Source organism: Flavonifractor sp. An91 (assembly GCF_002159225.1).
GTDB classification, from domain to species: Bacteria; Bacillota; Clostridia; order Oscillospirales; family Oscillospiraceae; genus Flavonifractor; species Flavonifractor avicola.
In genome coordinates this window covers 55788-81716 of record NZ_NFHA01000014.1, presented here as the reverse complement: position 1 = coordinate 81716, position 25929 = coordinate 55788, and the positions used below count along the sequence as shown (strand labels likewise).

23 protein-coding genes and 1 pseudogene are annotated in these 25929 nt (G+C 62.6%); 10 read left to right on the top strand and 14 right to left on the bottom strand.

Annotated elements, in window-relative coordinates:
* A pseudogene (locus tag B5G42_RS09795) lies at nucleotides 1-731 on the bottom strand (phosphate--AMP phosphotransferase); the annotation flags it as partial.
* Between the two features lie 151 nt (nucleotides 732-882).
* On the opposite strand from B5G42_RS09795, the gene purB reads away from it, so the two are divergent.
* The 9 genes from purB (at nucleotide 883) to B5G42_RS09750 (ending at nucleotide 10300) form a co-directional block, all read left to right on the top strand.
* Nucleotides 883-2322, top strand: coding sequence for an adenylosuccinate lyase (gene purB / locus B5G42_RS09790; protein WP_087269646.1), 1440 nt, complete (start codon nucleotides 883-885; stop codon nucleotides 2320-2322).
* 36 nt (nucleotides 2323-2358) lie between these two features.
* Nucleotides 2359-3342, top strand: coding sequence for an ATP-dependent 6-phosphofructokinase (locus B5G42_RS09785; protein WP_087269643.1), 984 nt, complete (start codon nucleotides 2359-2361; stop codon nucleotides 3340-3342).
* A gap of 67 nt (nucleotides 3343-3409) precedes the next feature.
* Complete coding sequence (locus tag B5G42_RS09780; protein ID WP_087269640.1) at nucleotides 3410-3820, top strand: hypothetical protein; 411 nt, start codon at nucleotides 3410-3412, stop codon at nucleotides 3818-3820.
* On the top strand, nucleotides 3817-4719 hold the full coding sequence (locus tag B5G42_RS09775; protein ID WP_087269637.1) for a DNA/RNA non-specific endonuclease: 903 nt from the start codon (nucleotides 3817-3819) through the stop codon (nucleotides 4717-4719). The genes B5G42_RS09780 and B5G42_RS09775 overlap by 4 nt, the downstream gene beginning before the upstream one ends.
* Before the next feature lie 98 nt (nucleotides 4720-4817).
* Nucleotides 4818-6098 carry a 2-hydroxyacyl-CoA dehydratase subunit D gene (locus tag B5G42_RS09770; RefSeq protein ID WP_087269634.1) on the top strand — a complete coding sequence of 427 codons (1281 nt, stop codon included), beginning with the start codon at nucleotides 4818-4820 and terminating at the stop codon, nucleotides 6096-6098.
* The gene (locus B5G42_RS09765) at nucleotides 6095-7741 is read left to right on the top strand and encodes an acyl-CoA dehydratase activase (protein WP_087269631.1); all 1647 of its coding nucleotides are present in this window, start codon (nucleotides 6095-6097) and stop codon (nucleotides 7739-7741) included. Before B5G42_RS09770 ends, B5G42_RS09765 begins: the two co-directional genes overlap by 4 nt.
* A gap of 115 nt (nucleotides 7742-7856) precedes the next feature.
* A complete protein-coding gene (locus B5G42_RS09760) occupies nucleotides 7857-8339 on the top strand; it encodes a replication initiator protein A (RefSeq protein ID WP_087269629.1) in 483 nt (160 codons plus the stop codon).
* On the top strand, nucleotides 8339-9010 hold the full coding sequence (locus B5G42_RS09755) for an ATP-binding protein (RefSeq protein ID WP_087269626.1): 672 nt from the start codon (nucleotides 8339-8341) through the stop codon (nucleotides 9008-9010). The genes B5G42_RS09760 and B5G42_RS09755 overlap by 1 nt, the downstream gene beginning before the upstream one ends.
* Nucleotides 9011-9274: 264 nt before the next feature.
* The gene (locus tag B5G42_RS09750; protein ID WP_087269623.1) at nucleotides 9275-10300 is read left to right on the top strand and encodes a tyrosine recombinase XerC; all 1026 of its coding nucleotides are present in this window, start codon (nucleotides 9275-9277) and stop codon (nucleotides 10298-10300) included.
* Nucleotides 10301-10336: 36 nt separating this feature from the next.
* On the opposite strand, the gene B5G42_RS09745 is transcribed toward B5G42_RS09750, so the two are convergent.
* The 5 genes from B5G42_RS09745 to B5G42_RS09725 all read right to left on the bottom strand — a co-directional run bounded on the left by B5G42_RS09745 (nucleotide 10337) and on the right by B5G42_RS09725 (nucleotide 15418).
* Nucleotides 10337-11074 (bottom strand): type 1 glutamine amidotransferase, encoded by a 738-nt coding sequence (locus B5G42_RS09745; RefSeq protein ID WP_087269620.1) that lies wholly within the window; start codon nucleotides 11072-11074, stop codon nucleotides 10337-10339.
* Nucleotides 11075-11086: 12 nt separating this feature from the next.
* Nucleotides 11087-12415, bottom strand: a complete 1329-nt coding sequence (locus tag B5G42_RS09740) for a Mur ligase family protein (protein ID WP_087269617.1) — start codon at nucleotides 12413-12415, stop codon at nucleotides 11087-11089.
* 173 nt (nucleotides 12416-12588) lie between these two features.
* Nucleotides 12589-13779: a pyridoxal phosphate-dependent aminotransferase gene (locus B5G42_RS09735; RefSeq protein WP_087269614.1), complete on the bottom strand. Its 1191-nt coding sequence runs from the start codon at nucleotides 13777-13779 to the stop codon at nucleotides 12589-12591.
* Between the two features lie 181 nt (nucleotides 13780-13960).
* Nucleotides 13961-14545 (bottom strand): ECF transporter S component, encoded by a 585-nt coding sequence (locus B5G42_RS09730; protein ID WP_087269611.1) that lies wholly within the window; start codon nucleotides 14543-14545, stop codon nucleotides 13961-13963.
* A gap of 84 nt (nucleotides 14546-14629) precedes the next feature.
* The gene (locus tag B5G42_RS09725; RefSeq protein WP_087269608.1) at nucleotides 14630-15418 is read right to left on the bottom strand and encodes a type III pantothenate kinase; all 789 of its coding nucleotides are present in this window, start codon (nucleotides 15416-15418) and stop codon (nucleotides 14630-14632) included.
* Between the two features lie 265 nt (nucleotides 15419-15683).
* Between B5G42_RS09725 and B5G42_RS09720 the strand changes: the two genes are divergently transcribed.
* Entirely contained in the window at nucleotides 15684-16583 is a 900-nt protein-coding gene (locus tag B5G42_RS09720; RefSeq protein WP_087269605.1) for a zinc ribbon domain-containing protein, read from the top strand.
* 72 nt (nucleotides 16584-16655) lie between these two features.
* Here the strand turns inward: B5G42_RS09720 and ligA are convergent, their stop codons facing one another.
* The 8 genes from ligA to murD all read right to left on the bottom strand — a co-directional run bounded on the left by ligA (nucleotide 16656) and on the right by murD (nucleotide 25847).
* Nucleotides 16656-18638 (bottom strand): NAD-dependent DNA ligase LigA, encoded by a 1983-nt coding sequence (gene ligA / locus B5G42_RS09715; RefSeq protein WP_087269602.1) that lies wholly within the window; start codon nucleotides 18636-18638, stop codon nucleotides 16656-16658.
* Nucleotides 18580-19269: a VanZ family protein gene (locus tag B5G42_RS09710; protein ID WP_087269599.1), complete on the bottom strand. Its 690-nt coding sequence runs from the start codon at nucleotides 19267-19269 to the stop codon at nucleotides 18580-18582. The genes ligA and B5G42_RS09710 overlap by 59 nt, the downstream gene beginning before the upstream one ends.
* A 61-nt stretch (nucleotides 19270-19330) precedes the next feature.
* Nucleotides 19331-20008, bottom strand: coding sequence for a sporulation protein YunB (gene yunB / locus B5G42_RS09705; protein WP_087269596.1), 678 nt, complete (start codon nucleotides 20006-20008; stop codon nucleotides 19331-19333).
* A gap of 50 nt (nucleotides 20009-20058) precedes the next feature.
* Nucleotides 20059-21306: an aminotransferase class I/II-fold pyridoxal phosphate-dependent enzyme gene (locus B5G42_RS09700; RefSeq protein ID WP_087269593.1), complete on the bottom strand. Its 1248-nt coding sequence runs from the start codon at nucleotides 21304-21306 to the stop codon at nucleotides 20059-20061.
* A gap of 79 nt (nucleotides 21307-21385) precedes the next feature.
* Nucleotides 21386-22384: a M42 family metallopeptidase gene (locus B5G42_RS09695; protein WP_087188769.1), complete on the bottom strand. Its 999-nt coding sequence runs from the start codon at nucleotides 22382-22384 to the stop codon at nucleotides 21386-21388.
* A 4-nt stretch (nucleotides 22385-22388) separates the two neighbouring features.
* A complete protein-coding gene (locus tag B5G42_RS09690) occupies nucleotides 22389-23414 on the bottom strand; it encodes a M42 family metallopeptidase (protein WP_087269590.1) in 1026 nt (341 codons plus the stop codon).
* Nucleotides 23411-24424, bottom strand: coding sequence for a M42 family peptidase (locus B5G42_RS09685; protein WP_087269659.1), 1014 nt, complete (start codon nucleotides 24422-24424; stop codon nucleotides 23411-23413). Before B5G42_RS09685 ends, B5G42_RS09690 begins: the two co-directional genes overlap by 4 nt.
* Before the next feature lie 31 nt (nucleotides 24425-24455).
* Nucleotides 24456-25847 (bottom strand): UDP-N-acetylmuramoyl-L-alanine--D-glutamate ligase, encoded by a 1392-nt coding sequence (gene murD, locus B5G42_RS09680; protein WP_087269587.1) that lies wholly within the window; start codon nucleotides 25845-25847, stop codon nucleotides 24456-24458.
* Nucleotides 25848-25929 lie beyond the last annotated feature (82 nt).

Sequence of the window (25929 nt, the reverse complement as noted above, 5' to 3'; positions counted from 1 at the left end):
GGGTGGACGGGGACGGGGCGGGCCTCCAGAGCGGCGCAGATCTGGTCGTGGAGCCAGTCTGCCGCCGCCAGGTTGGCCTGGACGGCCTGGGTGCTGTCGATGATCTTCCAGGGAGCCCAGGGCTTGTCGGTGGCGGCCAGATAGCCGTCAAAGACCGCCAGCTGCTTGTCGTAATTCTTGTTCTGCCGCCGGTCGGCCTCGGTGGAGCGCCAGGCGGTGTCCTTGTCGGCGGCCAGGTTGTCCAGCCGCTCCTTCTGGCTCTGGGCGTCGATGTGGAGGAAGAGTTTTACCAGCAGATACCCTCCGGCGGCCAGCTGCCGCTCAAAAATGTTGATGCTCTCCAGCCGGGCCTGGTACTCCTCCTCCGACAGATCCCCCCGCAGGTAGGCCTGAACGGTCTCCTCCATCCAGCCGGTGTCCAGAAAGAGCACCTTGCCCTGGGCGGGGATGGTCTCAAAGTGGCGCTTGAGGAAGGGCCAGCGCTTCTCGGTATCGGTGGGGGAATTGACGCTGATCACCTTGAAGAACCGGGGGTCCAGCTCCCGGATGAGGGACTGAATGGTGCGGCCCTTGCCCGAGGCGCTCCAGCCCTCCAGCAGAACGATCACCGGCAGGCCCGCCTGCTGCAGCCGCTGCTGCAAGCCCGCCAGCTGGGTCCTGCGGGCCTTCAGCAGGGCCTTGCACTCGGCCTGGGTCCGCCGCTCGGTGTGAAAGGGAAAGTCACTGAGCATGGCTTGTGCCTCCTTCGTGTGGTTTTGTCCTCAGTTTACACCCGAATACCGCCGCTGACAAGCCTTACCGCCCCAGGAAGTTTTTCTTGTGGCGGCGGCGGTTTTATAGTATACTATGTAGAGTCGATTTTACGAAAAAGAGGTTTTTTGCATGGATCACGCCCGTTATGAAAGTCCCCTCTCTTCCCGCTACGCCAGCGACCAGATGCAGTATATTTTCTCCCCGGACAAGAAGTTCTCCACCTGGCGGCGGCTGTGGGTCGCCCTGGCCCGGGCCGAGATGGAGCTGGGCCTGCCGGTGACTGCGGAGCAGGTGGCCGAACTGGAGGCTCACCTCACCGACATTGACTACGACAAGGCCGCCCAGTACGAAAAGAAGCTGCGCCACGACGTGATGGCCCACGTCCACACCTACGGCGAGGCCTGCCCCAAGGCCATGCCCATCATCCACCTGGGCGCCACCAGCTGCTATGTGGGCGACAACACCGACGTGATCCTCATGCGGGAGGGCCTGTGCCTGATCCGGGATGAGCTGGTGCGGGTGCTGGACAAGCTGGCCAGGTTTGCCCGGCAGTACAAGGCCCTGCCCACCCTGGGCTTCACCCACTTCCAGCCCGCCCAGCTGGTCACCGTGGGCAAGCGGGCCACCCTGTGGATGAACGAGCTGCTGCTGGATCTGGCCGACGTGGAGTACCGCATCGCCAACCTGAAGCTGCTGGGCTGCAAGGGCACCACCGGCACCCAGGCCTCCTTCCTGGAGCTCTTCGACGGCGACCACGCCAAGTGCCGTGAGCTGGACCGCAAAATTGCCGCCGAGATGGGCTTTGAGGCCACCGCCGCCGTGTCCGGCCAGACCTACTCCCGGAAGGTGGACTATCAGGTGGTTTCCACCCTGTCCGGCATCGCCCAGTCTGCCAGCAAGTTCGCCACCGACCTGCGGCTGCTCTGCCACCTGAAGGAGGTGGAGGAGCCCTTTGAGAAGAACCAGATCGGTTCCTCCGCCATGCCCTATAAGCGCAACCCCATGCGCTGCGAGCGCATCTGCGCCCTGGCCCGGTACGTCATGGCCGACGCGGTCAACCCCGCTGTTACCGCCGCCAGCCAGTGGTTCGAGCGCACCCTGGACGACTCCGCCAACAAGCGCCTCAGCGTGCCCGAGGCCTTCCTGGCGGTGGACGCCATCCTCAACATCTGGGCCAACGTGGCCGACGGCCTGGTGGTCCATGAGAAAGTCATCGAGAAGCACGTGCTGGAGGAGCTGCCCTTCATGGCCAGCGAGAACATTATGATGGATGCCGTCAAGAAGGGGGGCAACCGGCAGGACCTCCACGAGCGTATCCGCGTCCTCAGCCAGCAGGCCGGCGCCAACGTGAAGGACCTGGGCCTGTCCAACAACCTGATCGACCTCATTGCCGCCGATCCGGCCTTCTCCATGCTCAGCCGGGAGGAGCTCACCGCCCATCTGGAGCCCAGCCGCTACATCGGCCGCTGCCCGGAGCAGGTGGAGGAGTTCCTCAAGGAAGAGGTGGAGCCGGTGCTGGAGCGCTATCCCCACGCCCTGGAGGGCAAGACCGCGGAATTGAAGGTATAAACAGGGACCAAACGGGAATTTAAGGAGGAAATTGTCATGGAAAAGGCAGTTCGGCGCATTGGCGTATTTACCAGCGGCGGTGACGCCCCCGGCATGAACGCAGCCATCCGTTCGGTGGTTCGTACCGCCATCCATATGGGTATTGAGTGTATCGGCATCCGCCGTGGCTATCACGGCCTCATCAACGGCGACTTTGTTCCCCTGGACTTTGACAGCGTCAGCGGCCTGTCCCGCCGGGGCGGCACCATGCTCTACTCCGCCCGCAGCGAGGACTTCAAGTCCGAAGTGGGCCGGGAGCGGGCGGCTGCCACCTGCAAGCTGCTGGGTCTGGACGCCCTGGTGGGCATCGGCGGCGACGGTACCTTCCGGGGCCTGCTCACCCTGGCCGACAAGGGCCTGAGCGTCATCGGCATCCCCGGCACCATCGACAACGACATCGCCTGCTCTACTTACACCATCGGTTTTGACACCGCCTGCAACACCGCCCTGGAGTCCATCGACAAGCTGCGGGACACCATGCAGTCCCACGAGCGCTGCTCCGTGGTGGAGGTCATGGGCCGCCACGCCGGCCATGTGGCCCTCAACGTGGGCGTGGCCTGCGGCGCCACCGCCGTGCTGGTGCCCGAGCAGGTGGTCAACTACGAGGAGGACCTGATCGAGCCCATCCGCCGGGCCCGGCTGTCCGGGCGCACCCACTTCATGATTATCGTGGCCGAGGGCGTGGAGGGCGGCGCCTATGAGGTGGCCAAGCACATCCACGAGGCCACCTCCCTGGACACACGGGTCACCATCCTGGGCCACGTCCAGCGGGGCGGCGCACCCTCCCTCCGGGACCGGGTGGCGGCTACCTACATGGGCTACGAGGCCGTGCGGCTGCTGGCCGAGGGCAAGACCTGCCGGGTGGTGGCCATGGACGGCGAATCCTATGTGGACTACGACATCCACGAGGCCCTGCAGATGAAGAAGGGCCTGGATCAGCAGACCTACACCGTCATGCGCGCCCTCACCGGCGTGCAGTAAGCCAGCCCATAAAAACAGAGAGCGGAGCGGGGCTCCGCTCTCTGCCTTTTTGGAAGGAGGGACCGCCATGATCCTGGCACTGTGCGTGGACGACAAAAACGGCATGGCCTTCAACGGCCGCCGGCAGAGCATGGACCGGCTGCTGCGGGCCGATTTACTGACGGCGGCGGGGGAGGGCCCCCTGTGGGTGAGCCCCTACACCGCCAAACAGTTCGACCCCGCCCCTGCAAACCTGCGCCCGGCGGAGGACTTTCTGCTCCGGGCGGGCCCAGGCGAGGTCTGCTTTGCCGAGTTTCCCCCTCTGGCCCAGGTGCTGGACAGGGTGGAGGGGATTCTCCTTTACAGATGGAAACGGACCTATCCCGCCGACCAGTATCTGGATTTTGACCCGGCGGCGGCAGGGTTCCGGCTGGTCTCCGCCGCCGACTTTTCCGGCTCCTCCCACAAAACCCTGACCAAGGAGGTCTACACCAAATGAAACGAATTTCTGCCGCTCTGCTGGCGCTGACTCTGCTGTGTGCCTTGACCCTCAGTGGCTGTAAAGGAAATGAACCTATCCCCAGTTCCACCCCTGCCGCTTCTTACGACCTGACCAGCCTGCCCGATTACAGCGGCGATCCCTATGTGGCGGTCAATGACAATCTTCCTTACTTTACAGAGGACGACTATACCACCAACTCCTTTGAGTCCTACAGCGACCTGGACGACCTGGGGCGCTGCGGGGTGGCCTACGCCTGCGTGGGGTCCGATCTCATGCCCACCGAGGACCGGGAGAGCATCAGCTCGGTGAAGCCCAGCGGCTGGATCAACGTGGAGTATGACGGGCAGTACCTCTATAACCGCTGCCACCTGATCGGCTTCCAGCTCACCGGCGAGAACGCCAACGAGAAGAACCTCATCACCGGCACCCGGTACATGAACGTGGACGGGATGCTGCCCTTTGAGAACCTGGTGGCCGATTATGTGAAGGAGACAAACAACCATGTGCTCTACCGGGTGACCCCTGTCTTTGAGGGGGACAACCTGGTGGCCTCCGGGGTGCTGATGGAGGCCTACAGCGTGGAGGACAGCGGGGAAGGGGTCACCTTCTGCGTGTACGCCTACAACGTGCAGCCCGGCATTACCATCGACTACGCCACCGGAGCCAGCGCCGCCGGCGGTGAGGAGGTGCCCCAGCCCTCCATTCCCGCTCAGACCACCAGCGGCTCGGCGGAGGAGCAGGGCACCTATGTGCTCAACACCAGCTCCATGAAGTTCCATGATCCCGACTGCTCCGGGGTGGCCTCCATGAGCGACGCCAACCGCCAGGATTACACCGGCTCCCGGCAGGATCTCATCGATCAGGGGTATGCTCCCTGCGGCATCTGCAAACCCTAAGGGGAAACGGGCGGGGGTAAACCCCGCCCCTACCTCTTTGTAGGGGCGACCTTTACGGTCGCCCGCCCTCATTCATTTCTTCCCAAGCGAGGTTTCCCATGAAAGACATCGTCACATCCTTCGGGGCCTGGATCCAGGCCCTGTGCGACAAAAACCCGGAAAAGGCCCGGAAATGGCTCACCACCGGCTACCGGGCCAAAAACCTGCAATTAAAGCTGGCCCCCGGCAAGCTGACCACCAAGTCCGCCCAGATGGTGGCGGTCCAGACCATGAACTCCATGATCGCGCCCCTGGCCCACCCGGACAAGGCGGCCATGGTCAGCCTGTTTCTGCCCTGCGAGCCCCTCCAGGTGCTGGGATTGTCCCCATACTCCTGCGAGGGCTTCGGCTGCTTCCTGTCCGGCACCCAGGCGGAGGGGGCCTTCCTCCGCTACGCCGAGAGCGAGGGCCTGCCCGAGACCTTCTGCTCCTACCATAAAATCTTCATCGGGGCGGCGGAGAAGGGCCTGATGCCCAAGCCCCGGTTCATTCTGTCCACCACCCTGGCCTGCGACGCCAATATGCTCACCTTCCGGCGGCTGGCGGAGTACTTTGACGTGCCCCACTTCATGGTGGACGTGCCCTACCGCACCGACCAGAGCGCCGTGGACTATGTGGCCGACCAGCTGCGGGACATGGTGGCCTTTCTGGAGCAACAGACCGGCCAGAAGCTGAGCCAGTCCGCGCTGGAGGAGACGGTGGAGCGCAGCAACCGGAGCCTTGCCAACTATGACCGCTATATGACCCTGAAGGCGGACAAGTGCATCCCCTGCGAGATGACAGGGGAGATGTTCTCCGCCTTCGCCCTCCACATTCTGCTGGGCACCCCGGAGACCGAGGCCTTCACTCTCCAGTGCCTGAAGGACGCAGAGGAGGCGGCCCCGGCGGAGGGGGTGCGGCTGCTGTGGCACCACACCACCCCCTTCTGGGTGGCCCCCCTGCGGCAGGTCACCGACTTCAACCGGGACGTGCAGATCGTGGGGTGCGATATGTGCTTTGAGGGCATCCAGCCCACCTTTTCATCCGACCCCTATGAGGCCATGGCCCAGCGGGTGGTGTACTCCGCCTTCAACGGCCCGGTGTCCCGGCGCATTGAGAAGGGGGTGGAGGCCGCCCGCCAGCTCAAGGCCGACGGAGCGGTGTGGTTCTGTCACTGGGGCTGCAAGCACACCCTGGGGGGCGCCCAGCTGGCCAAGGAGACCTTTGAGGGGGCCGGCATCCCCACCCTGGTACTGGACGGCGACGGCTGCGACCGCAGCCACGGCGGCGAGGGCCAGCTGGCCACCCGTATGGAGGCCTTTGTGGAGCTGCTCAAGCAGGGAAAGGGGGGAGAGGCATGACCCACTATATCTGTAAATACACCCCGGTGGAGCTTTTGCGCGCCCTGGGGGGGGAGTGCGTGGTGCTGGACCAGATGCCAGACTCCTTCCCCCTCAGCGACCAGCTGGGCCACCCCAACCTGTGCGGCTTCGGCAAGGCAGTGCTGGAGGCCTGCCTGTCCGGGCAGGTGAAGGAGCTGGTGCTGGTCAACTGCTGCGACGTGATCCGCAGCGTGTACGACATCCTGCTTCAGCACGGCAAGCTGGACTTTCTCTACCTGATGGACCTGCTCCACTGCGGGGGCGACTGCGCCAAAACCCGGATGAAGGGGGAGCTGCTGGCTCTGGCCCAGGCCTACGGGGCCTACAAGGGCGCCAAGTTTGACGAAAAAGCCTTCCGGGCGGCCTTCCAGCCTCTGGACCGGCCCACGGAGCCCTACCTCAGCGTGCTGGGAGGCAGGGTAGGGGACAAACTCTTTGAGGCCATGGAGGAGGCGCTCCCCCTGCCGGTACGCAACGACACCTGCGTCCACAACCGCAGCGTGGCCCCGCCGCCGGAGGGCGGGGACTTTGATTCCCTGATGGGCTGGTACGCCGGGGCTCTGCTGGAGCAGATCCCCTGTATGCGCATGACCGACGCCGCCGGGCGGCGGCAGCTGGTGAACGACCCCCATCTCAGGGGTGTGGTGTACCACACGGTAAAATTCTGCGATTACTACGGCTTTGAATACTCCGGCCTGCGCCATGAGCTCACCGTGCCCATGCTCAAGCTGGAGTCGGACTATACGGCGGGAAGCAGCGGACAGCTGCGTACCCGGCTGGAGGCCTTTGCCGAGACCATGGTCCCGGCACAAACCACGGCGAAAAAAGGAGGCAACGCCATGAGCGGCGGACGGTATTATGTGGGCATCGACAGCGGGTCCACCAGCACGGATGTGGCCATTCTGGACCGCAACCGCCAGCTGGTGGCGGGGGTGATTCTGCCCACTGGGGCGGGGGCCTCGGCGGGCGCGGAGCGTGCCCTGGAGCAGGCCCTCAAACAGGCGGGGCTCACCGAGGCGGACATTGCCGCCACCGTCACCACCGGCTACGGGCGCTCCGCCATTCAGATGGGGGACAAGTCCATCACCGAGATCACCTGCCACGCCAAGGGGGCCTACTTCCTGGACGCCTCCGTCCGCACCATCATCGACATCGGCGGCCAGGACAGCAAGGTGATCCGGCTGGACGGCCAGGGCAACGTGGTCAACTTCCTGATGAACGACAAGTGTGCCGCCGGTACCGGCCGCTTTCTGGAGCTGATGGCCCGCACCCTGGAGCTGTCCATGGAGGAGATGAGCTGGGCCGGGCTGGAGTGGAAGGAGGACATCGCCATTTCCTCCATGTGTACCGTTTTTGCCGAGTCGGAGGTGGTGTCCCTCATCGCCCAGAACAAGGACCGGGGGGACATCATCCACGGCCTGAACCAGTCGGTGGCGTCCCGCACCGCCGCCCTGTGCCGCCGCCTGGGGGGCGAGCCCAACTATATGATGACCGGCGGCGTGTCCAAGAACCGGGGCGTGGTGGAGGCCATCCAGCGGGAGCTGGGGGTGGAGCTCATCGTCTCCGACCGGGCCCAGCTCAACGGCGCTCTGGGCGCCGCCCTCTTCGCCCTGGAGGGGTAATCTCATAGCTATTTCAAAGACCTTCCCTGTGGGGAAGGTCTTTTTTTGCCGCTGGATGTACCAAAACATACAACAAATCCCCCCAAACACCCTACAGGTGAAAGGGGGGAGGCCCATGAAGCTGGTACGCTACGGCAGGGAGGGGGCGCTGACCAACTATCTACCCCTGCCCAGGCCGCTGCTGGAGCTGGATCTGTCGGGGACGGCCCTGCTGCTCTACGCTCTGCTGCTGGACCGGGCAACCCTGTCCCAGAAGAACGGCTGGTGGTCAGAGGAGGGGTGGGTGTATGTGCGCTATCCCATCGCCAGGCTGGCGGCGGCGCTGGGGCGGGGAACCACAGTGGTAAAGAATCGGCTGAAGGAACTGGAACAGGCGGGCCTGATCCGGCGGGTGACGCCAAGGAGGGGGGAGGCCAGCCAAATTTTTTTGTCCCTGCCCGAGGACACTTTTTTGACCGGGAGCGGGCCGAAAAACCGACCAAGACCCGGTCGGAAACCGGACCATGACCAGGGCGGAAAAGCGTCCCCTAACAACCTGAGGGAACCACAAAAAGAGAACAACTATTCTTATCAATATAGAGAGGGGGAGAGTTTATAATGGATCGGGAAGAACGGCTGCGGGAGGCTATGGAACGGGAAAAGGCCAACCGCATCCAGCAAAAGCGCAAGCGGGTGTTCGGCTCGGCCCAGGGGCTGATGTCCTGTACCTTCGACAGGGACAACGGGGCGGTGCCTCAGTTGGCCTGGGCCAGGCAGTATGTGGAGCACTGGCCGGAGATGCGGCGGGAGAACATGGGCCTGCTGTTCTGGGGCCCGGCGGGGACAGGCAAAACCTTTGCCGCCGCCTGCATCGCCAACGCTTTAGTGGATCTGGAGGTGGGTGTGCGAATGATCACCCTGGGGGAGGCTCTGCTCAATCTGTTCGGCATGAGCGGTGAGGAGCGCATCCAGTATCTGGAGGTGCTGACCACCTGCGGACTGCTCATCCTGGACGACTTCGGCGTGGAGCGCCGGACGCCCTACGCCCGGGAACAGGTGTACGAGATCGTCAACCGCCGGTATCTGTCCGGGCGGCCTATGGTGGTGACCACCAATCTGACGCTGGAGGAGCTGAAAAACGCCGACCGGGACGATAGCCGCATCCATGACCGGGTGCTGGAGCGGTGCGTGCCGGTTTGCTTTGACGGAACCAGTCTGCGGCAGGAAAAAACGGCGGAGCGTGTTAAACGGATGCAGACGCTGCTGACCGGCGGCGGTCCGGCGGATTGACAAAGGTCCGCCGGGATGGTATCGTTGACTATATCGGCCGCAGGCGGCCCAAAGCCGGATGCCCGCCGAACCACCGCCGACACACCACTCAAAAGAAACAACACAAATACATACAACAGCATTTTTTATTTTGTTGCAGCAGCCGCCGGCGGAGCCGGGCCGTTTGGGGCCTGCCGGAGCCGGCTGGAGGGACCTCTCTGGACCTCAACTACGAACTCAACAAAATAAAAATTTTGTTGAGTTGAGAGGAGGGGGAAAGCCCCCATGGACCATAATGACTACAAATTGACCGCTCCTGAGCTGCTCCGCAACTTCCTGGTCTACCACGAGACCATTCAGGGCCACTCCAAGAAAACCGTGGACGAATACTATCTGGATCTGCGCAACTTCTTCCGCTACATCAAAATTGAAAAAGGCCGGGTACCCCGTGACACGCCGCTGGATCAGATCGACATCGGCGACCTGGATCTGGATCTGGCTCGTTCGGTGAATCTCAGCGACGTTTACAGCTACATGAGCTACCTCAGCCGTGACCGGGTCAAGCACGCCAACAGCCCCACCTCCGGCTACGGCCTGGAACCCTCCGCCCGGGCCCGCAAGATCGCCGCCATCCGCTCCTTTTATAAGTATCTCTCCAGCAAGGCCAAGCTGATCGGCGAAAACCCCATGCAGGACCTGGATTCTCCCCGGCTGAAGAAATCCCTGCCCCGGTATCTGTCCCTGGACGAGTCCATCATGCTGCTGGAGGCCGTGGACGAGCCCAACCGGGCCAGAGATTACTGCATTTTGATCCTGTTTCTCAACTGTGGGCTGCGCATTTCAGAGTTAGTCGGCCTTAACTTAACCGATGTCCGGCAGGAGCAGCTCCGTGTGCTGGGCAAAGGCAACAAAGAACGGATGATTTTCCTCAACGAAGCCTGCCGGGAGGCGCTGGACGACTGGCTGGAGGAGCGGAACAACCAGGCGGCGGCGGACAAAAACGCCCTCTTCCTCACCCGCTCCCACACCCGCATGACCACGGCTGCCGTCCATTATATGGTAAAACAGCGGCTTTTGAAGGCGGGTCTGGACCCGTCTCTCTACTCCAGCCACAAGCTGCGCCACACCGCCGCCACCCTGATGCTGCAAAATGGCGTGGATGTGCGGACCTTGCAGGAGGTGCTGGGCCACGAGAACCTGAACACGACTCAAATCTATACCCACGTGGACAACGAGAATCTCCGTGCCGCCGCCAAGGCCAATCCCCTTGGAAAGGCGCGGAAAAAGAGCAAACAGAGCGAAGAAACATAAAAAATGGCCGCCAAATGGCGGCCATTTTTTCTCTCTTCACTTGTTCGCCAGAGCGGACAGCTCCTCCAGTGTCACCTGGTAGGCCTTTTCGGCATGGATCAGCCAGTCCGGCTTGTCCGCCGGCACCGGCAGGGTCTCTCCCCTGTTTTCCAGGATGCGCTCCGCAATCCAGGCCAGGAAGGCCGGATTCTTCACCAGCACCGGCCCGGTGATGTGGGTGCCCACCACGTTGCCGTGGCGGAAGCCCTCGGGGCCTCCCTCCTTCTCATTGCCCATGCCCATGGTCATGGCCTCAAAGATCGGGGTCTCTACCCCGCTGGTGTGGGAGCACTTGTTCATAAAGCCCACCACCGGCTCCGGGAACAGACCGGTCTTGGCGATGGCGTCGTGGGGCAGGCGCTTATCGGTCTCCACGGTAGCAAAGCCCCCAAAGCCCAGTCCCTCATACACCGTCCCCTTTTGATCGGTGATGGAAGCCCCCAGCAGCTCCATGGCGTTGCCGGTGAAGAGCACCAGAGAACCCTCCGCCGCCTCTTTCAGGGCGTCTTTATAGGGCGTCAGCCAGCCCAGAGCGGCCTTCTGGGTGCGCTCGGTGCCAGTCCCCATATAAATGAGGTCGGCCCCGGTAAAGTCGGGGGCCTCGTCGCAGCCCACTTTCTGAATCTCCACCTCGGCTCCCCGCCAGGTGAGATAGCGCCGCAGCAGGGTGAGATTGGCGTACTCCCCGTACAGGCTCATGGCCTCGGGGTAGAGATGCAGCAGTTTGATCTTCATATCCACCCCTCCTTATTCCGTCCGCTGGACCCGGCCCAGCAGCTTGTCCCGGTCGGAGAAGCAGGTGACCACATACAGGTCCTCTTCCCCGTCCTGCTCCAGCAGCTCCGCTGCCTGGGCCACGGTGTCCAGGCAGGTGATCTTGTCCTGAGGCACCGCCGAGCAGTCAAACCGCAGGGCCAAGTCGTTGACATACTTGCCGCACAGCACCACACGCTTCACGTGGGGAGCAGCCAGCTGATCGAAGTCGATGTCCCACAGCCAACTGGTCTCGCCGGTGAAGTACTTCCGGCTGATGGCGTCCACGATGACCAGTACCGAGCAGTCCTTGCCGGTGTCCTTGATATACCGCAGGTTAGTGTCGTAGGCCACCGAGTTCTCGTGCTTGCTGGTGAGCAGGGTGCCGTGGTGCTTGCCCAGGGTGAAGGTGACCATCCGGCCGTTTTTCAGGATGTAGCTGCCCAGCACCTTGGCGATGGTCTGCTTGTCCACCCCGCACAGCCGGCACAGGGACCAGGCCGCCAGGATGTTGTACACGTTGTAGATGCTGCGGAAGCTGAGGGCAATCTCGGTATCCCCGTCCAGCACCAGCTTGCCCTCCTTCAGGTCCAGGCTGGTGGCGGCAAAGTCGGGATCGTGGCGGTGGTGGCCGCAGGCGGTACAGCGATAGTGGCCCACCTGATTGTAGTGGTAAAGGGTGTACTCCATTTTCCCTTTACACACCGGGCACCGGGCGCCGTCATGGTACACGCCGTGATGCTCCTTGGTAGCCCCCTCCCAGGCCTCCAGGCCGAACCACTTCACCTTGTCGTGGCCCTGGGCGAAGCAGGACACCAGAGGGTCGTCGGCGTTGAGCACCAGGGTGGTATCGTCGTGGATGGCGGGCAGGATGGCGTCATACACCCACTCTGGATGGCCGTTGCGGGTGAGCTGATCCCGGTACAGGTTGGTGATGACGAAGTGGGTGGGATGGAACCACTTGAAGCTGTAGCGGGCGTAGCGCTCGTCGCTCTCCAGCAGCAGCACGTCCCCCTTCATCTTTCCCCCCAGTGTGCAGTGGGTGAGGATGAGGGTGGTGACCCCCTCGATCTGGTTGGAGCCCTCGGCGTTGTATACCACGTCCTTCCCCGCCGCACGCAGCACCGAGGCGATCATCTCCACGGTGGAGGTTTTGCCGTTGGAGCCGGTGACGGCGATGACGTAGGAGGGCAGCTTCACCCGCCGCAGCACGTCAGGGCACAGTTTTAAGGCAAATTGGCCGGGCAGGCTGCTGCCCTTCCCTACCAGCTTGCCCACGAAGCGCAGGATCTTGCACAAAATGATGGCCAACGCCATTCTCATGGACAGTTCACTCCTTGTTAAATGCGTATTTTATATTATATCCACCCCTATGGCAGGAAGTCAACGGCCTGAGACGGATTGGCGGGGATTTTGTCATCCGGGATGCCCGCCGTCCATTGCCGGATCAGCAAAAAAGAGACCGCCACCGGCGGTCTCTTTTCCTATAGCGGGGCTTACTCCGTCAGGAACTTCTTCAGACGGGCCAGGCCCTCCCTGATGTTGTCCATGGAGGTGGCGTAGGACCAGCGGACGAAATTGGGCGCGCCGAAGCCAGAGCCGGGCACCACGGCCACCAGGCCGTACTTCAGGAAGGCGTCGGCAAACACGTCGTCGTTGGTGATCTCCACGCCGTGGATGGTCTTGCCGATGAGCTCATTCAGGTTCATCATCACATAGAAGGCGCCCTCGGGCATGATGCAGCTGACGCCGGGGATGGCGTTCATCTCCTTGACGATGAAGTTGCGGCGCTCCTCAAAGGCCTTCTTCATGGTGAGCACCTCATCCTGGGGACCGCTGAGGGCGGCGGCAGAGGCCTTCTGGGAGATGGCCACCGGGGAGCCGGTGGAGTGGCTGACGTAGTTGGCCATGATCTTGGCGATCTTGGCGTTGGCGCAGGCGTAGCCGATGCGCCAGCCGGTCATGGCGTAGGCCTTGGACACGCCGTTGATGAGGATGGTGCGCTCCTTGGCGTCCTCGCTGAGGGAGGCGAAGCTGGTAAACTCCCGGCCGTCGTACACCAGGCAGGCGTAGATCTCGTCGGAGATGACGTACAGGTCGGCCTTGGCGCACACCGCCTCCAGGGCCTCCAGCTCCTCCCTGCTGTACATCATGCCGGTGGGGTTGGAGGGGTTGTTGAGGATGATGGCCTTGGTCTTGTCGGTGATGGCCCCCTCCAGCTTGTCGGCGGTGAGCTTGAAGTGCTCGGCCTCGGTGGCGGTGACCACCACGGGCACACCGCCCACCATCTTGATGAGCTCATAGTAGCTCACCCAGTAGGGCGCGGGCAGGATGACCTCGTCGCCGGGGTTGACGATGGCCCGCAGAGCCAGGTACACCAGGTGCTTGGCGCCGCTGCTCACCACCACCTGGGCGGGCTTGTAGTCCAGGCCGTAGTCGGCCTTCATGCGGTCGCACACCGCCTGACGCAGCTCCACGGTACCGGCGGCGGGGGTGTAGCGGGTCACATTGTTCTGGATGGCGGCAATGCCCGCCTCCTTGATGGCGTCGGGGGTATCAAAGTCGGGCTCACCGGCGCCGAAACCGATGACGTCGATGCCGTCGGCCTTCATCTGCTTGAACATGGCGTCAATGGCCATGGTGGTGGACGCCTGGACGGCCTCCGCGATCCTGGACAGCTCTTTCAATGGAATCTCTCCCTTGTATCCGTTTTCTTGACATATTATATGCGTCGACTTGCAGAATTGCAAGTCCTTATTTGAAAAACTTCCTGGTTTTTGAATGAGCACAAGCCTCAAAATGCAAAATGGACTGCCGGTCAGCAAAAAAGCGGGCGGCCCGAAGGCCGCCCGCTGACATATTGGGATGTCAGGACCGCTTTCTGGCCCCCACCACCCGGACGATCACCGTGCTGAGGACCAGGTTGATGGCCAGCTCCAGCAGGAAGTTGACGCCGGTCAGGACAAAGATGATGTAGTAGATCAAATCGGAGCCGCCGGCCCAGGCCACCAGAGTGTCGTAGAAGAACAGAGCCAGACCGGCGCAGAAGATACCGGTATTCACCACCGGACAGACAATACCTGCGGTGATGGCAGCTCCCAGAGGGGAACGGCGTGACAGGCACCGGAACACCAGGCCGGACACAAAGCCGGCAGCAGCGCCCTTGACAATACACAGGGCGGCGGTGAGCAGCGGGTTGGCGGTAAAGAGGACGTTTCCGCCGTAGTCCCAGCCTGCAATACAGGCGATGAGCACCACCACACCGAACACAGCGCCCAGCCAGGCGCCTGCGCCCGCGCCGTACAGGGCCGCGCCGATGATGATGGGGGCCAGGGCCAGGGTGATGGAGAAGGGGCCGAACTTGACAAAGCTGGCGACTACCTGCAGGACCACGATGATGGCCGTCATTAAGGCCAGTCCGGTCAGGCGTCTGGTTTTTTCGTTTGCTCTCATGGTTACTTCCCTCCTGCTGCCGCTCCTGTCTGAGGATGCAGCGCACGTTTATTTACCCACGGCAGTGTGCCGTTGAGTACAAAGTCAGGTACGCCGGCTCTTGCGGGTGTTCTTCTGATAAAGCAGATAGAGACCCCGCATCACCAGGTCGGCGTCGTAGTGGACGGTGCGCTTGCAGTAGCGCAGGATACGGGGCGCGCTGCCGCCGGTGGCCACCACGGTAACGGGGCTGCCCGCCGCCGCCTCCATCCGGTCGATGACGCCGTCCAGCATGGCGGCGTGGCCGTAGAGAGCGCCGGAGCGCATGGCCTCCTCGGTGGTGCGGCCCAGCAGCTCCACCGGGGCGGTGGTCTCCAGAGAAATGGGAGGCAGGGCGTCCGCCCGGTCCCACATAGCCTCCAGCGCCAGGGTCAGGCCGGGCATGATGACGCATCCCTCATACACGCTGCCCACGATCAGAGAGGCCGAGGTGGCGGTACCCAGGTCCACCATGACGATGGGACTGGGATAGGCGGCAATGGCCGCCACCGCCGAGGCCACGATGTCGCTGCCCAGCTGATTGTGGATCTCGGCTTTGATGTTGAGGCCGGTCTTGATGCCGGGCCCCACCACCATGGGCGTCTTGCCGGTGAGACGGGTGAGGGCATCGGTAAAGACGGCGGTGAGCGGAGGCACCACGCTGGACAGGATGGTCCCATCCACCGCCTTCACGTCGGCGCCGTAGAGTCCGAACACGCCCAGCAGGTCAATGGCGCACTGGTCCCGGGTCTTGTTCCGGGAGGTCTCCAGGGTGGCCCGGAAGAGCAGCTTGCCCTCCCCGTTAAACAGACCTACCGTGGTGGTGGAATTACCTACGTCTACCGCCAGCACCATGCCGCCCGCTCCCTTCTATTCCTTGGTAATCAGGATCCAAAATATTGTAGCAGTTTTGGGCCGGAGCGTCAAGGGCGGCGGTTGGTGCACAAAACCGCCGCCGGAGCACCCACGGGTCAATATGCGTAGCGAAACAGGAAGGAATTCAGCAATATACTTGATTCATTCGCACTTTAATAGTATCCTATATAAGGGTAATTGTGTAAGTTTGTGGATATTAAAAGGTGCCCATTCAATCGATATGAGAGATGGAGGAAATAAAGAGATGCGAGAACAAACAGGGGCGTTTTGCCCACAGTGCGGTGCTCCCGCCGGATTAGATGCAGTATTTTGCGGAAAATGTGGGAAGCAGTTACCAGCCAAAGGGAGAAATTCGTGGGCGCTCCCTATCACACTATTGCTGTTTTTTGCAGTCAGTAATATCACGGGAGCACTCGTCTCCTGGGCATTTGCCGGTCTGGGATTGGCTGTGGTTTTCGTTTTATGGATCACAAAGTGCATCAAGCCAGAGAGAATAGAGCTTAGTGCATTATGTATTCCCATAGCAGTTCTGCTATTGGAAGGGATGAGAAATCTGGGATTTAGGGTTGTTTTCATTTTCGCAGAACGATTTATGGGACAATATGGTGCCATATCGTCTTTCTATGCTTCGTCTGCCTTTCCTTTTATCGAAAACACCTATGGAGCAAACGCATTGTGGCTTTGGGGACTGTTGATATGGTTTCTGCTTCTTCGCAGCAATACGGTAAGACAAAAAGGAATCCATTACTTGATTGTTGGGATTGGACTTGTCATTTGGTCTTTGGTGCTTGCGCACATGGTGCCGGGTTATATGCTTGCTATGGAACAAGGAATGCCCCCAGAAATCCTCCATTATTTCAACACTGCATATGAACAATACTTTACCTGGATGTTTTTGCGTCGGTTTCTCGTTTATTGCCTGTTCTGTTATGCCGGAACCAGACGTCTGGGACCTGTTGGCACGCTTATCTTCCCGGCAGTTGTTATTGTTGGAAGCATGATTCTTATGGTTTTTTGTTTTTACCAATTGAGTCTCGGAATGGTATCGATCGGTGCGTTGTCCTTCGGATACTTGTTTGGTGTCATAATTCTGCTGGCTGCGCTGATCAGAGAAAAGAAGAAGCAGAACCGAACAAGCTCCTAAACTGGCGTTACGAGGCCTGAAAAAAGGGTTCCGCCCGTACTAAATTTAGCACAGGCGGAACCCTTTTCTGTCTTATTCCTGTCCCAGCAGAGCCAGCAGCTCCTCCTCGGTGAGCACCGGGATGCCCAGGTCGTTGGCCTTTTGCAGCTTGGACCCGGCGGCCTCCCCCGCCACCACATAGCTGGTCTTTTTGGACACCGAGCCGCTCACCTTGCCCCCCTGGGCTTCGATGAGGGCGGCGGCCTCCTTCCGGTCCATGGTGGGCAGGGTGCCGGTGAGTACGAAGGTCTTGCCCGCCAGCTTGTCCCCCACCGGGGCCTCGGTGCTGTCGAAGGACACACCCGCCTGCCGCAGGGCCTCGATGAGGTGGCGGCTCTGGTCGTTGGCGAACCAGTCCAGCAGGCTTTGGGCCGTGATGCCGCCGATGTCGGGCACGGCGGTGAGCTCCTCTTCACCGGCGTTCATGAGGGCGTCCAGAGTGCCAAACCGGGCGGCCAGCACCTTGCCCGCCTTCTGCCCTACCTGCCGGATGCCGAAGGCAAAAAGCAGCCGTCCCAGTCCGGCGGACTTGGACTTTTCAATGGCCGCCATCAGGTTTTCCGCGCTCTTCTTGCCCATCCGCTCCAGAGGCTCCACCTGGTCGGCGGTGAGGCTGTACAGATCCCCGGGGCCTTTCACCAGCCCCGCCCCCACCAGGCTCTCTACCACGGCGGGGCCCAGGCCTTCGATGTCCATGGCGTCCCGGCTGGCGAAGTGGACGATGTGCCGCAGCCGCTGGGCGGGGCACTCGGCGCCGGTGCAGCGGATGTGGGCCCCGTCCTCATCCCGGGCCACGGGAGCCCCGCACACCGGGCAGTGGTCGGGCAGATGATAAGGTACCGTGCCCTCAGGGCGCTTGTCCTTAATGACCGACACAATCTCGGGGATGATCTCCCCCGCCTTCTGAACCAGCACCGTGTCCCCAATGCGGATGTCCTTCTCGGTGATGAAGTCCTGGTTGTGGAGGGTAGCATTGGTGACGGTAGTACCTGCAAGGCGTACCGCCTTTACAACCGCCTTGGGCGTAAGGACACCGGTCCGTCCCACCTGCACCACAATGTCCTCCACCACGCTCTCCTTCTGCTCGGGGGGATACTTGTAGGCAGCGGCCCACCGGGGGAATTTGGCGGTGGAACCCAGGGTGGTTCGGTCTGCAAGGTTATTTACCTTTACAACAGCGCCGTCGATGTCGAAGGGGAACTCCTCCCGGCCGTCCCCCAAGGCGGCAATGCGCTCGGACACCTCCTGAATGGTAGAGCAGGTGTAATGTGGAATTACTTTAAAGCGCTGTTCCCCCAAGTATTCCAGGGTTTCGGTGTGGGTGGTGAAGGTCTTGCCTTCGGCCCACTGGACGTTGAACACCCGGATGTCCAGCTTGCGGGAGGCGGCGATCCTGGGGTCCAGCTGCCGCAGAGAACCGGCGGCGGCGTTGCGGGGGTTGGCAAAGAGGGCCTCGCCCCGCAGTTCCCGGTCGGCATTGAGCTGCTCAAAACTCTTCTTGGGCATGAACACCTCGCCCCGGACGATGAGGGAGGGCAGGGCCTCAGGCAGACGCAGGGGGATGGAGGGGATGGTCTTGAGGTTCTCGGTCACGTCCTCCCCCACCTGGCCGTCGCCACGGGTGGCGCCCCGGACAAAGAGGCCGTTCTCGTACTCCAGCGCCACCGACAACCCGTCCACCTTGGGCTCCACGTCGTACTCCACCCCGCCTGTCAGGGCGTCCTGGACCCGCTGGCCGAAGTCGGCCAGCTCCTCAAAGGAGAACACGTCCTGGAGGCTCTCCAGGGGGACCCGGTGGTGGACCTCGGCGAAGCCGTCGGCTACCTTGCCCCCCACCCGCTGGGTGGGCGAATCAGGGGTGATCAGCTCGGGGTACTTGGCCTCCAGCTCCTCCAGGCGGCGCAGCTTGTGGTCGAAGTCGTAGTCGCTCATGCTGGGGTTGTCCAGCACGTAATATTCATAGTTGGCCTGCTCCAGCTCCCGGCGCAGGCTTTGGATCTCCTGTTTCTCGTCCATGGCGGACCTCCACTTGAAATGTTCGGGTGAGTTTGGGGGCCAGCTTGCCCAGCAGCAGGGCGATGAGCCCGCCCAGGAAAGCCCCCGTGGTGTTGAGGATCAGGTCGTCCACATCGGTGGAGCGGTTGACGAACAGCTGTAAAAACTCGATGGTAAGGGACACGCAGAAGCCCACCACCAGCCCCTTCCACCACCGGGGTTTCCGCCACAGCAGGTTGGCAAAGAAGCCGATGGGCACAAAGATCAGGGCGTTGGCCAGCACCATGTAGAAGCCCCACGCACCCAGTCTGTCTCCACGGAACAGGGTGGGTGTCCATCCAATATACTGCACCGATTCGCTCAGGGGCGTGATGGGGAAAAAGGGCCGCAGCCCCTGAAAGGCCTCCTGCCAGTGGGATACCGTCCAGAAGTTGGACGGAAACACCGTCAGGGCCGCCAGTCCGGCGCAGAAGAGCACAAACGCCAAGAGGCCGATCTCCCGCACCACGCCGCTTTGCAGCCCCCGGCGGTACAGCCCCCGCCTTCTGTGATGCAGCAGGGCCAGAAAACAGCCCGCGGCTATGGCCATACAGGGCAGCATCTGTTTGATATAATCCAGCGTAATCTCCAGATACCACAGCAGGTCGTCCATACAATCGCCTCCTTTTCCCTTATCATACCACAGGGAAAAGAGGCCGTGTCTTACGCTTTTCTTACGAACCGGCAGCGGGCAGCCCCAGATAGGTGTCTGGCACCTCCCCCACCAGCAGGGTCTCGGCCACGCACACCTGAGCGGTGACGCTGGTCTCTGCCCGCCCGCCGGGGATGAGCAGGGTGACCTCCACTGTAATGTCCAGCATGATCTGGTGCAGGGTCTGGTTGATGCCCTGGGCGGTAAACTGGTTGGAGAACTCCGCTTTGGGCACCGCCGCCGTCAGTACACCCACCGGCAGCATGGGCCCCCAGTCGGAGGCGGTGGAGAAGCCGGTGAGGCTGCCCAGCGGCACCCCCAGCTCCTGAGCGTCCAGTCCCTCCACCTGTTCCAGAACCTCTTCCAGGATCTGAGCACGCAAGGTATTCAGCTTGACAGAGTCCACCGCCAGCAGGGACACCTTGCCGCTCTCGTCCCGCTCCACCGTCACCAGGTCGGCGTAGGCCACCCCCTGGTCGGCCAGGGTGGCGGTCACCGCGTCGTTGACGATACCGGTGATCTTGTTCTGGGCCTGAACGGTGGCCAGGGTGGTGACAGCGGGCCGCAGGGCGGCGTCCAGCAGCCAGATCACCAGCAGCGCCAGACCAATCCCCACCGCAGCCGCCAGCAACAGGCCCCTTCCCCGCCGCCGGACATGGAATCTGCGGCGGGGGGACCACATCCGCAAGGACCGCCTCATGGCCTCACCCCCTCAGGGCAGGCTATGCGGGGGCCGGTTCGTCCTATGCCTTAATCCTTGAGCAGTTCCTCTACCGCCAGCATAACGCCGGCCTTGCCGCTCTCATAGGTGAGGCCGCCCTGGAAGTAGGCGGTGTAGGGCTCCCGCATGGGGGCGTCGCAGGACAGCTCGATGGAAGCGCCCTGGATGAAGGCGCCGGCGGCCATGATGACCGGGCAGTCGTAGCCCGGCATATCCCAGGGCTCGGGGGTGACGTAGGAGTCCACCGGAGCGCCGAACTGGATGCCCTTGCAGAACTTCTTCAGAGGCTCGGGAGAGCCGAAGTGGACCATCTGGATGATGTCGTGGCGCACCGCGTCAGAGGCGGGCTCCACCTGGTAGCCCAGCAGCTCCATGATCCGGGCGGCAAAGACGGCGGTCTTGACGGCCTGGGCGGTGGTGTGGGGGGCAAGGAAAAGTCCTTGATAGAGGCTGCGGTTGGCCCCAAAGGTGGAACCGCACTCCTTGCCGATGCCGGGGGTGGTGAGCCGCATGGCGGCACCCTCAATGAGGTCATGGCGTCCGGCGATGTAGCCGCCGGTGGGGGCCAGACCGCCGCCCGGGTTTTTGATGAGGGAGCCCACCACCAGATCGGCACCCACCTGGGTGGGCTCGATGGTCTCCACGAACTCGCCGTAGCAGTTGTCTACCAGCACGGCGGCGCCCGGATTGTTGTCCTTGACCACCTTGGCCAGCGCGCCGATCTCGGCCACCGACAGAGAGGCACGGGTGGCGTAGCCGCGGGAGCGCTGGATGAGCACCGCCTTCACCCGGGGGTCCTTCACGGCCTCCGCCAGCCCCACCGGGTCGGGGGCGTTGTCAACCAGATCTACTTGCCTGTATTCGATGCCGTAGCTCTTCAGGGAACCGGGGCCCTTGTCCACCACGCCGATGACGCCCAGCATAGTGTCGTAGGGGGCGCCCACGGCGGACACCAGAATATCGCCGGGCTTGAGGGCGCCGAAGAGGGCGCAGGAGATGGCGTGGGTGCCGTTGACAAACTGCACCCGCACCAGAGCGTCCTCGGTGTGGAAGAGGTCGGCGAAGATCAGGTCCAGGGTATCCCGGCCCAGATCGTCGTAGCCGTAGCCGGTGGTACCGGCGAAGTGGGCCTCGGCCACCCGGTGCTTCTGGAAGGCGGAGAGCACCTTCTGGGTGTTCTCCTCGGCAATGGCGTCGATGCGGGCAAACTGCTCCGCCAGGTCGGCCTGGGCCTGCGCCGCCAGGGCTTTTACTTTGTCGCTGATCTGTAAAGACATTTTCCTTGATCCATCCTGTTCTATCTATGGTTTGTGGGTTTGGCGGGACGTCGGAGACGCCCCACCATTTTCAGAGAAATTACGCCTCCAGCTTGGCCTGAGCGAAGGCGGCGGTCAGGGCCACGCAGGCCTCGATGTCGTCCAGGTCGGCCACCTCCATGGGGGTGTGGACGTACCGGGTGGCCACCGAGATACCGCCGGTGTACACGCCGGAGCGGCTTTGATGGATGGCGCCGGCGTCGGTGCCGCCGAAGCGGAGGATGTCCCGCTGGTAAGGAATATTCCTTGCCTGTGCCAGATCCTCCAGGGTTTTCACCACTGCCGGGTGGCAGATGACCGAGCTGTCCATCACTTTGATGGCGGCGCCCTTCCCCGCCGCGCTGGAGCACTCGTGGGGAGCGTCGGGGATGTCGTCGGAGTCGGTCACATCCACGGCGATGCCGTAGTCAGGGGCGATGCCGTAGGCGGCGGTGCGGGCGCCCCGCAGGCCCACCTCCTCCTGAACGGTAAAGACAAAGTACAGGTCGTTGCCGGCGTGCTTGATGCGCTCCATGGCAGAGAGCAGGATGGCACAGGCGATGCGGTCATCCAGATAGGGGGAGAAAATCTTGCGGCCGCTGACAAAGGGAGTGGTGTCAAATACGGCGGTGTCCCCCACCTGCACCATGGTCTTGGCCTCGGCCTGATCCTTGGCGCCGATATCAATGTAAAGGTGATCCAGTTTCCAGTCCTTGGGCTCCACCTTTCCCTGGACCGCCACCACGCCCCGGGTGCCGTTGCGGAACCGGACGGGGGTGCCGGGCAGGTCGTGGGCGGACAGGCCGCCCACCTGGCCGAAGCGCAGGTAGCCATGCTCGTCGATGTGGGTAATGATGAAGCCGATGGAGTCCATGTGGGCGGCAAACATCACCCGGGGGCCGGTGCCCTGCTTGTGGCAGATCAGGTTGCCCAAAGCGTCGGTGGTGATCTCGTCCACATAGGGGGCGGCCAGGGTCCGGATGGCAGCAGCCACCTGGCCCTCGTTGCCCGAGGGGCCGTGGCAGGCGTTGAGGGCCTGCATGATCTCTAAAATATCCATATGGTCAGTCCTCCTTGGACAGATGGTTGATGAATGCCCGGGTCAGCTGCAGCATGGCCTCGATATCCTCGGCGCTGGCCAGGGTGGCGGGGGTGTGGGGATAGCGCACCGGTGCGGCGATGACCGCTGTACGCACGCCGGAAGCGGCCCGCTGGACCGCCATGGCGTCGCCGGAGCCGGTGGTGGCCTCCCGGAGCTGCCAGGAAATGTTCTGTTCCTCCGCCAGCTTCCGCAGGGTCTCAAAGAGCTTCCGGTCCACGATAACGCCCTTGTCCATAATGGGGAGCACCGCGCCCTTGCCCAGGGCGCAGGCCTTTTTGTGGGCGGGCACCCCGGCCAGATCGGCGGCGGGAGCTCCCTCCAGCACCAGAGCAATCTCCGGCTGCACCGAGAAGGCGGCGCCGAAAGCACCTCTTGCTCCCACCTCTTGCTGGGCGGTGAACACGAAGGTGCAGTCCATGGGCAGCTCCTCCCGCATAAGCCACAGCAGCACGGCGCAGCCGATGCGGCTGTCCAGAGCCCGGCCCTTCAGCAGGCCGTTCCCAAAAATCTCAGGGGTGCTGTCAAAGGTGGCCACGTCCCCCAGACGGACCAGCTTTTCCGCCTCTTCCCTGCTCTTGGCTCCAATGTCCAGGTAGAATTCGTCCAGCTTGGGGACGTTCTTCTCCTCGTCCCGGCTCACCAGATGGTAGGCCTTCAGACCCACCACGGCGGGCAGCAGCCTGGGCCCAACCAGCACCCGCTTGCCCAGCAGCACCCGGCGGTCAATGCGGCCCACCGTGTCGAATTTCAGGTAGCCCTCGTCGGTGATGGCGCGCACCATCAGGCCCACCTCGTCCATGTGGGCGGTGAGCAGCAGCTTGTTGCCGGTGGCCTTGGTTCCCTCCTTGAAGGCGATCACGTTGCCCATGGCGTCCACACGCAGCTCGGTGGCGTACTGACCGGCCACCTCCATCACACAGTCCCGCACCTGGTCCTCCCAGCTGGACACGCCGGGCAGGGCGCACAGTTTTCTCAGCAGTTCCTTCACAGCTGCCCCTCCTTTCCCAGATCCTCCACAAAGGCGGCCAGCAGAGCCGCGGTGTGCTCCAGATCGGTGAGAGACAGCACCTCAATGGGGCTGTGCATATATTTCAGAGGCAGAGACAGCACCGCCGTGGCAACGCCCTCCCGGCTGATCTGCATCTCCCAGCCGTTGGTGCCGGTGTGGCCGCTCATGACCTCCTGCTGGAAAGGAATTTCCCTTTCCTGTGCCTTATCCAGCAGCCTTTGAGTCATCCAGCGGGTCATGTTGGGGCCCACACCGATGGCGGGTCCCCCTCCCAGCACGAAGGTCTTGTCAGCGGGGCCATCGGGGGTGCGGCCGTGGGTCACGTCTACGGCGATGCAGCAGTCGGGCTGTACCGCCCAGGTACCCACGGTGGCGCCCACCCCGGAGACCTCCTCCCGGGTGGAGCCCATGACGTACACGTCCATGTCCAGTTCCTTGTCCTTCAGCAGCTCCATGCAGCGCAGCAGAATGGCAAAGCAGGACCGGTCGTCCATGGCTTTGCCGCACATCTGGTCCTCCCCCAGAGGGAAGCAGGAGCCCCGGTACACCATGGGGGTGCCCATCAGCTGTTCCGCCTGCTCCTGGGTCAGACCGGCGTCCACCACCAGCTCGGAGATGGGTACGGACTTGCTCTCGTCGTCCTGCTCGGGGCCGGGGCTGGCTACCATGCCCACCATGGGGGGCTGGGTCAGGATGGTCACTTCCCGGCCGGGCAGCATCCGGGGGTCCACCCCGCCGATGGTGCGGAACCGGAGGTAACCCTCCTCCGCCCCGGTGACGATGAGGCCGATCTCATCCAGATGGGCGTCCAGCAGGACCTTCCCGGCGTCCGGTTTGCCGCAGCGGCGCACACCGATCAGGTTGCCCATGCGGTCGATGCTGGTCTCATCCACCAGGGGGGCCAGCAGGGCCTGGGCGGCCTGTGCCGCCGGGGTCTCAAAGCCGGAGGGCGCCGTGCAGCCGCACAGGGTCTCCAGCACAATTTTCATATCCAAATGTAACTCCTCCTTATGAGGCTATTTATGACAATCCATAAATGATCTTCTTAAAGGCGGCGCCCCGCTCCATAAAGTTCTTGAACTTGTCAAAGGAGGCGCAGGCGGGAGACAGGATCACCACGTCACCCGGCTTGGCGGCCTTGTGGGCGGCCAGTACCGCCTCCTCAAAGCCGTCGATGACGGTGATGGGCAGGGCGGAGGGGAGATAATCAGGGCAGTTCTCCACGGCGGCCTTGATCTTCTCCGCGGTATTGCCTGTGAGGAACAATTCCTTTACATGGCCGATGATCTCAGGGCCAAGCACGTCGAAGGGGATGTGCTTGTCGTAGCCGCCGGCGATGAGGATCACCTTCTGGTGGAAGGAGCGCAGGCCGGCAATGGTGCGGGAGGGGCTGGAGGCGATGGAGTCGTTGTAGTACTTCACACCGTTCAGGGTGCGCACCAGTTCGATGCGGTGCTCCACCCCGGCGAACTTCTGGGCGAAGTCCCGCACCACCGGATCGGGCACCAGGCCGTCCAGGGCGGTAATAGCCGCCATATAGTTCTCCACGTTGTGGGTGCCGGGCAGCAGGATGTCACTGACCGGCAGCACCGGGCGCTCGTGCATCTCGTTGCGGACCCAGATCACCCCATCCCGCAGGAAGGCGCCCCGGGCGGGCTCGGACAGGCGGCTGAACATGGCCACCCGGCCCTGAGCCTCTCCGGCAAAGCCGTGGGTGATCTCGTTGTCGGCGTTGACCACCAGCAGATCCTGTTCGCTCTGATGGAGGAAGATGTTCTCCTTGGCCTCAATGTACTCCTCCATGGACTTGTGGACGTCCAGGTGGTTGGGGGCCAGGTTGGTGACCACGGCGATGTTGGGGCTCCGGTCCATGGTCATCAGCTGGAAGGAGGACAGCTCCAGCACGGCGATATCCCCCGGCTCCATGCCGTCCACGTCGGGCAGCAGGGGCTTGCCGATGTTGCCGCCCACATAGACGGTCTCCCCCGCCGCCTTGAGCAGCTCGGCAATGATGGTGGTGGTGGTGGTTTTTCCGTCGCTGCCGGTGACGGCGATGGTGCGGCAGGGGCAGACCTGGAAAAAGACCTCCATCTCAGAGGTCAGGATGGCCCCCTTCTGCTGGGCGGCCACCAGCTGGGGCAGGTCGGGCCGCATACCGGGTGTGCGGAAGATGACCTCAAAGTCCAGGTCCTCCAGGTAGTCCTCCCCCAGCTTCAGGGTGGCGCCCAGGCTCTCCAGCTCCTCGGCCAGACCGGCGAAGGCGCTCATGGGCTTTTTGTCGCAGGCGGTGACCTTCACACCCGCCCGCAGCAGCATTTTGATCAGGGGGGTGTTGGACACGCCGATGCCGATGACGGCCACCCGCTTGCCCTTCAGACCCGCCAGATATTCCTGTATGGTGGAACGCTTCATAACAGTTCCTCCCTTTTCATAGTTTAACCAATTTATTATATCCCACCTGAAGAGAAAATGCAAACGCTGAGCGCTTTTGATT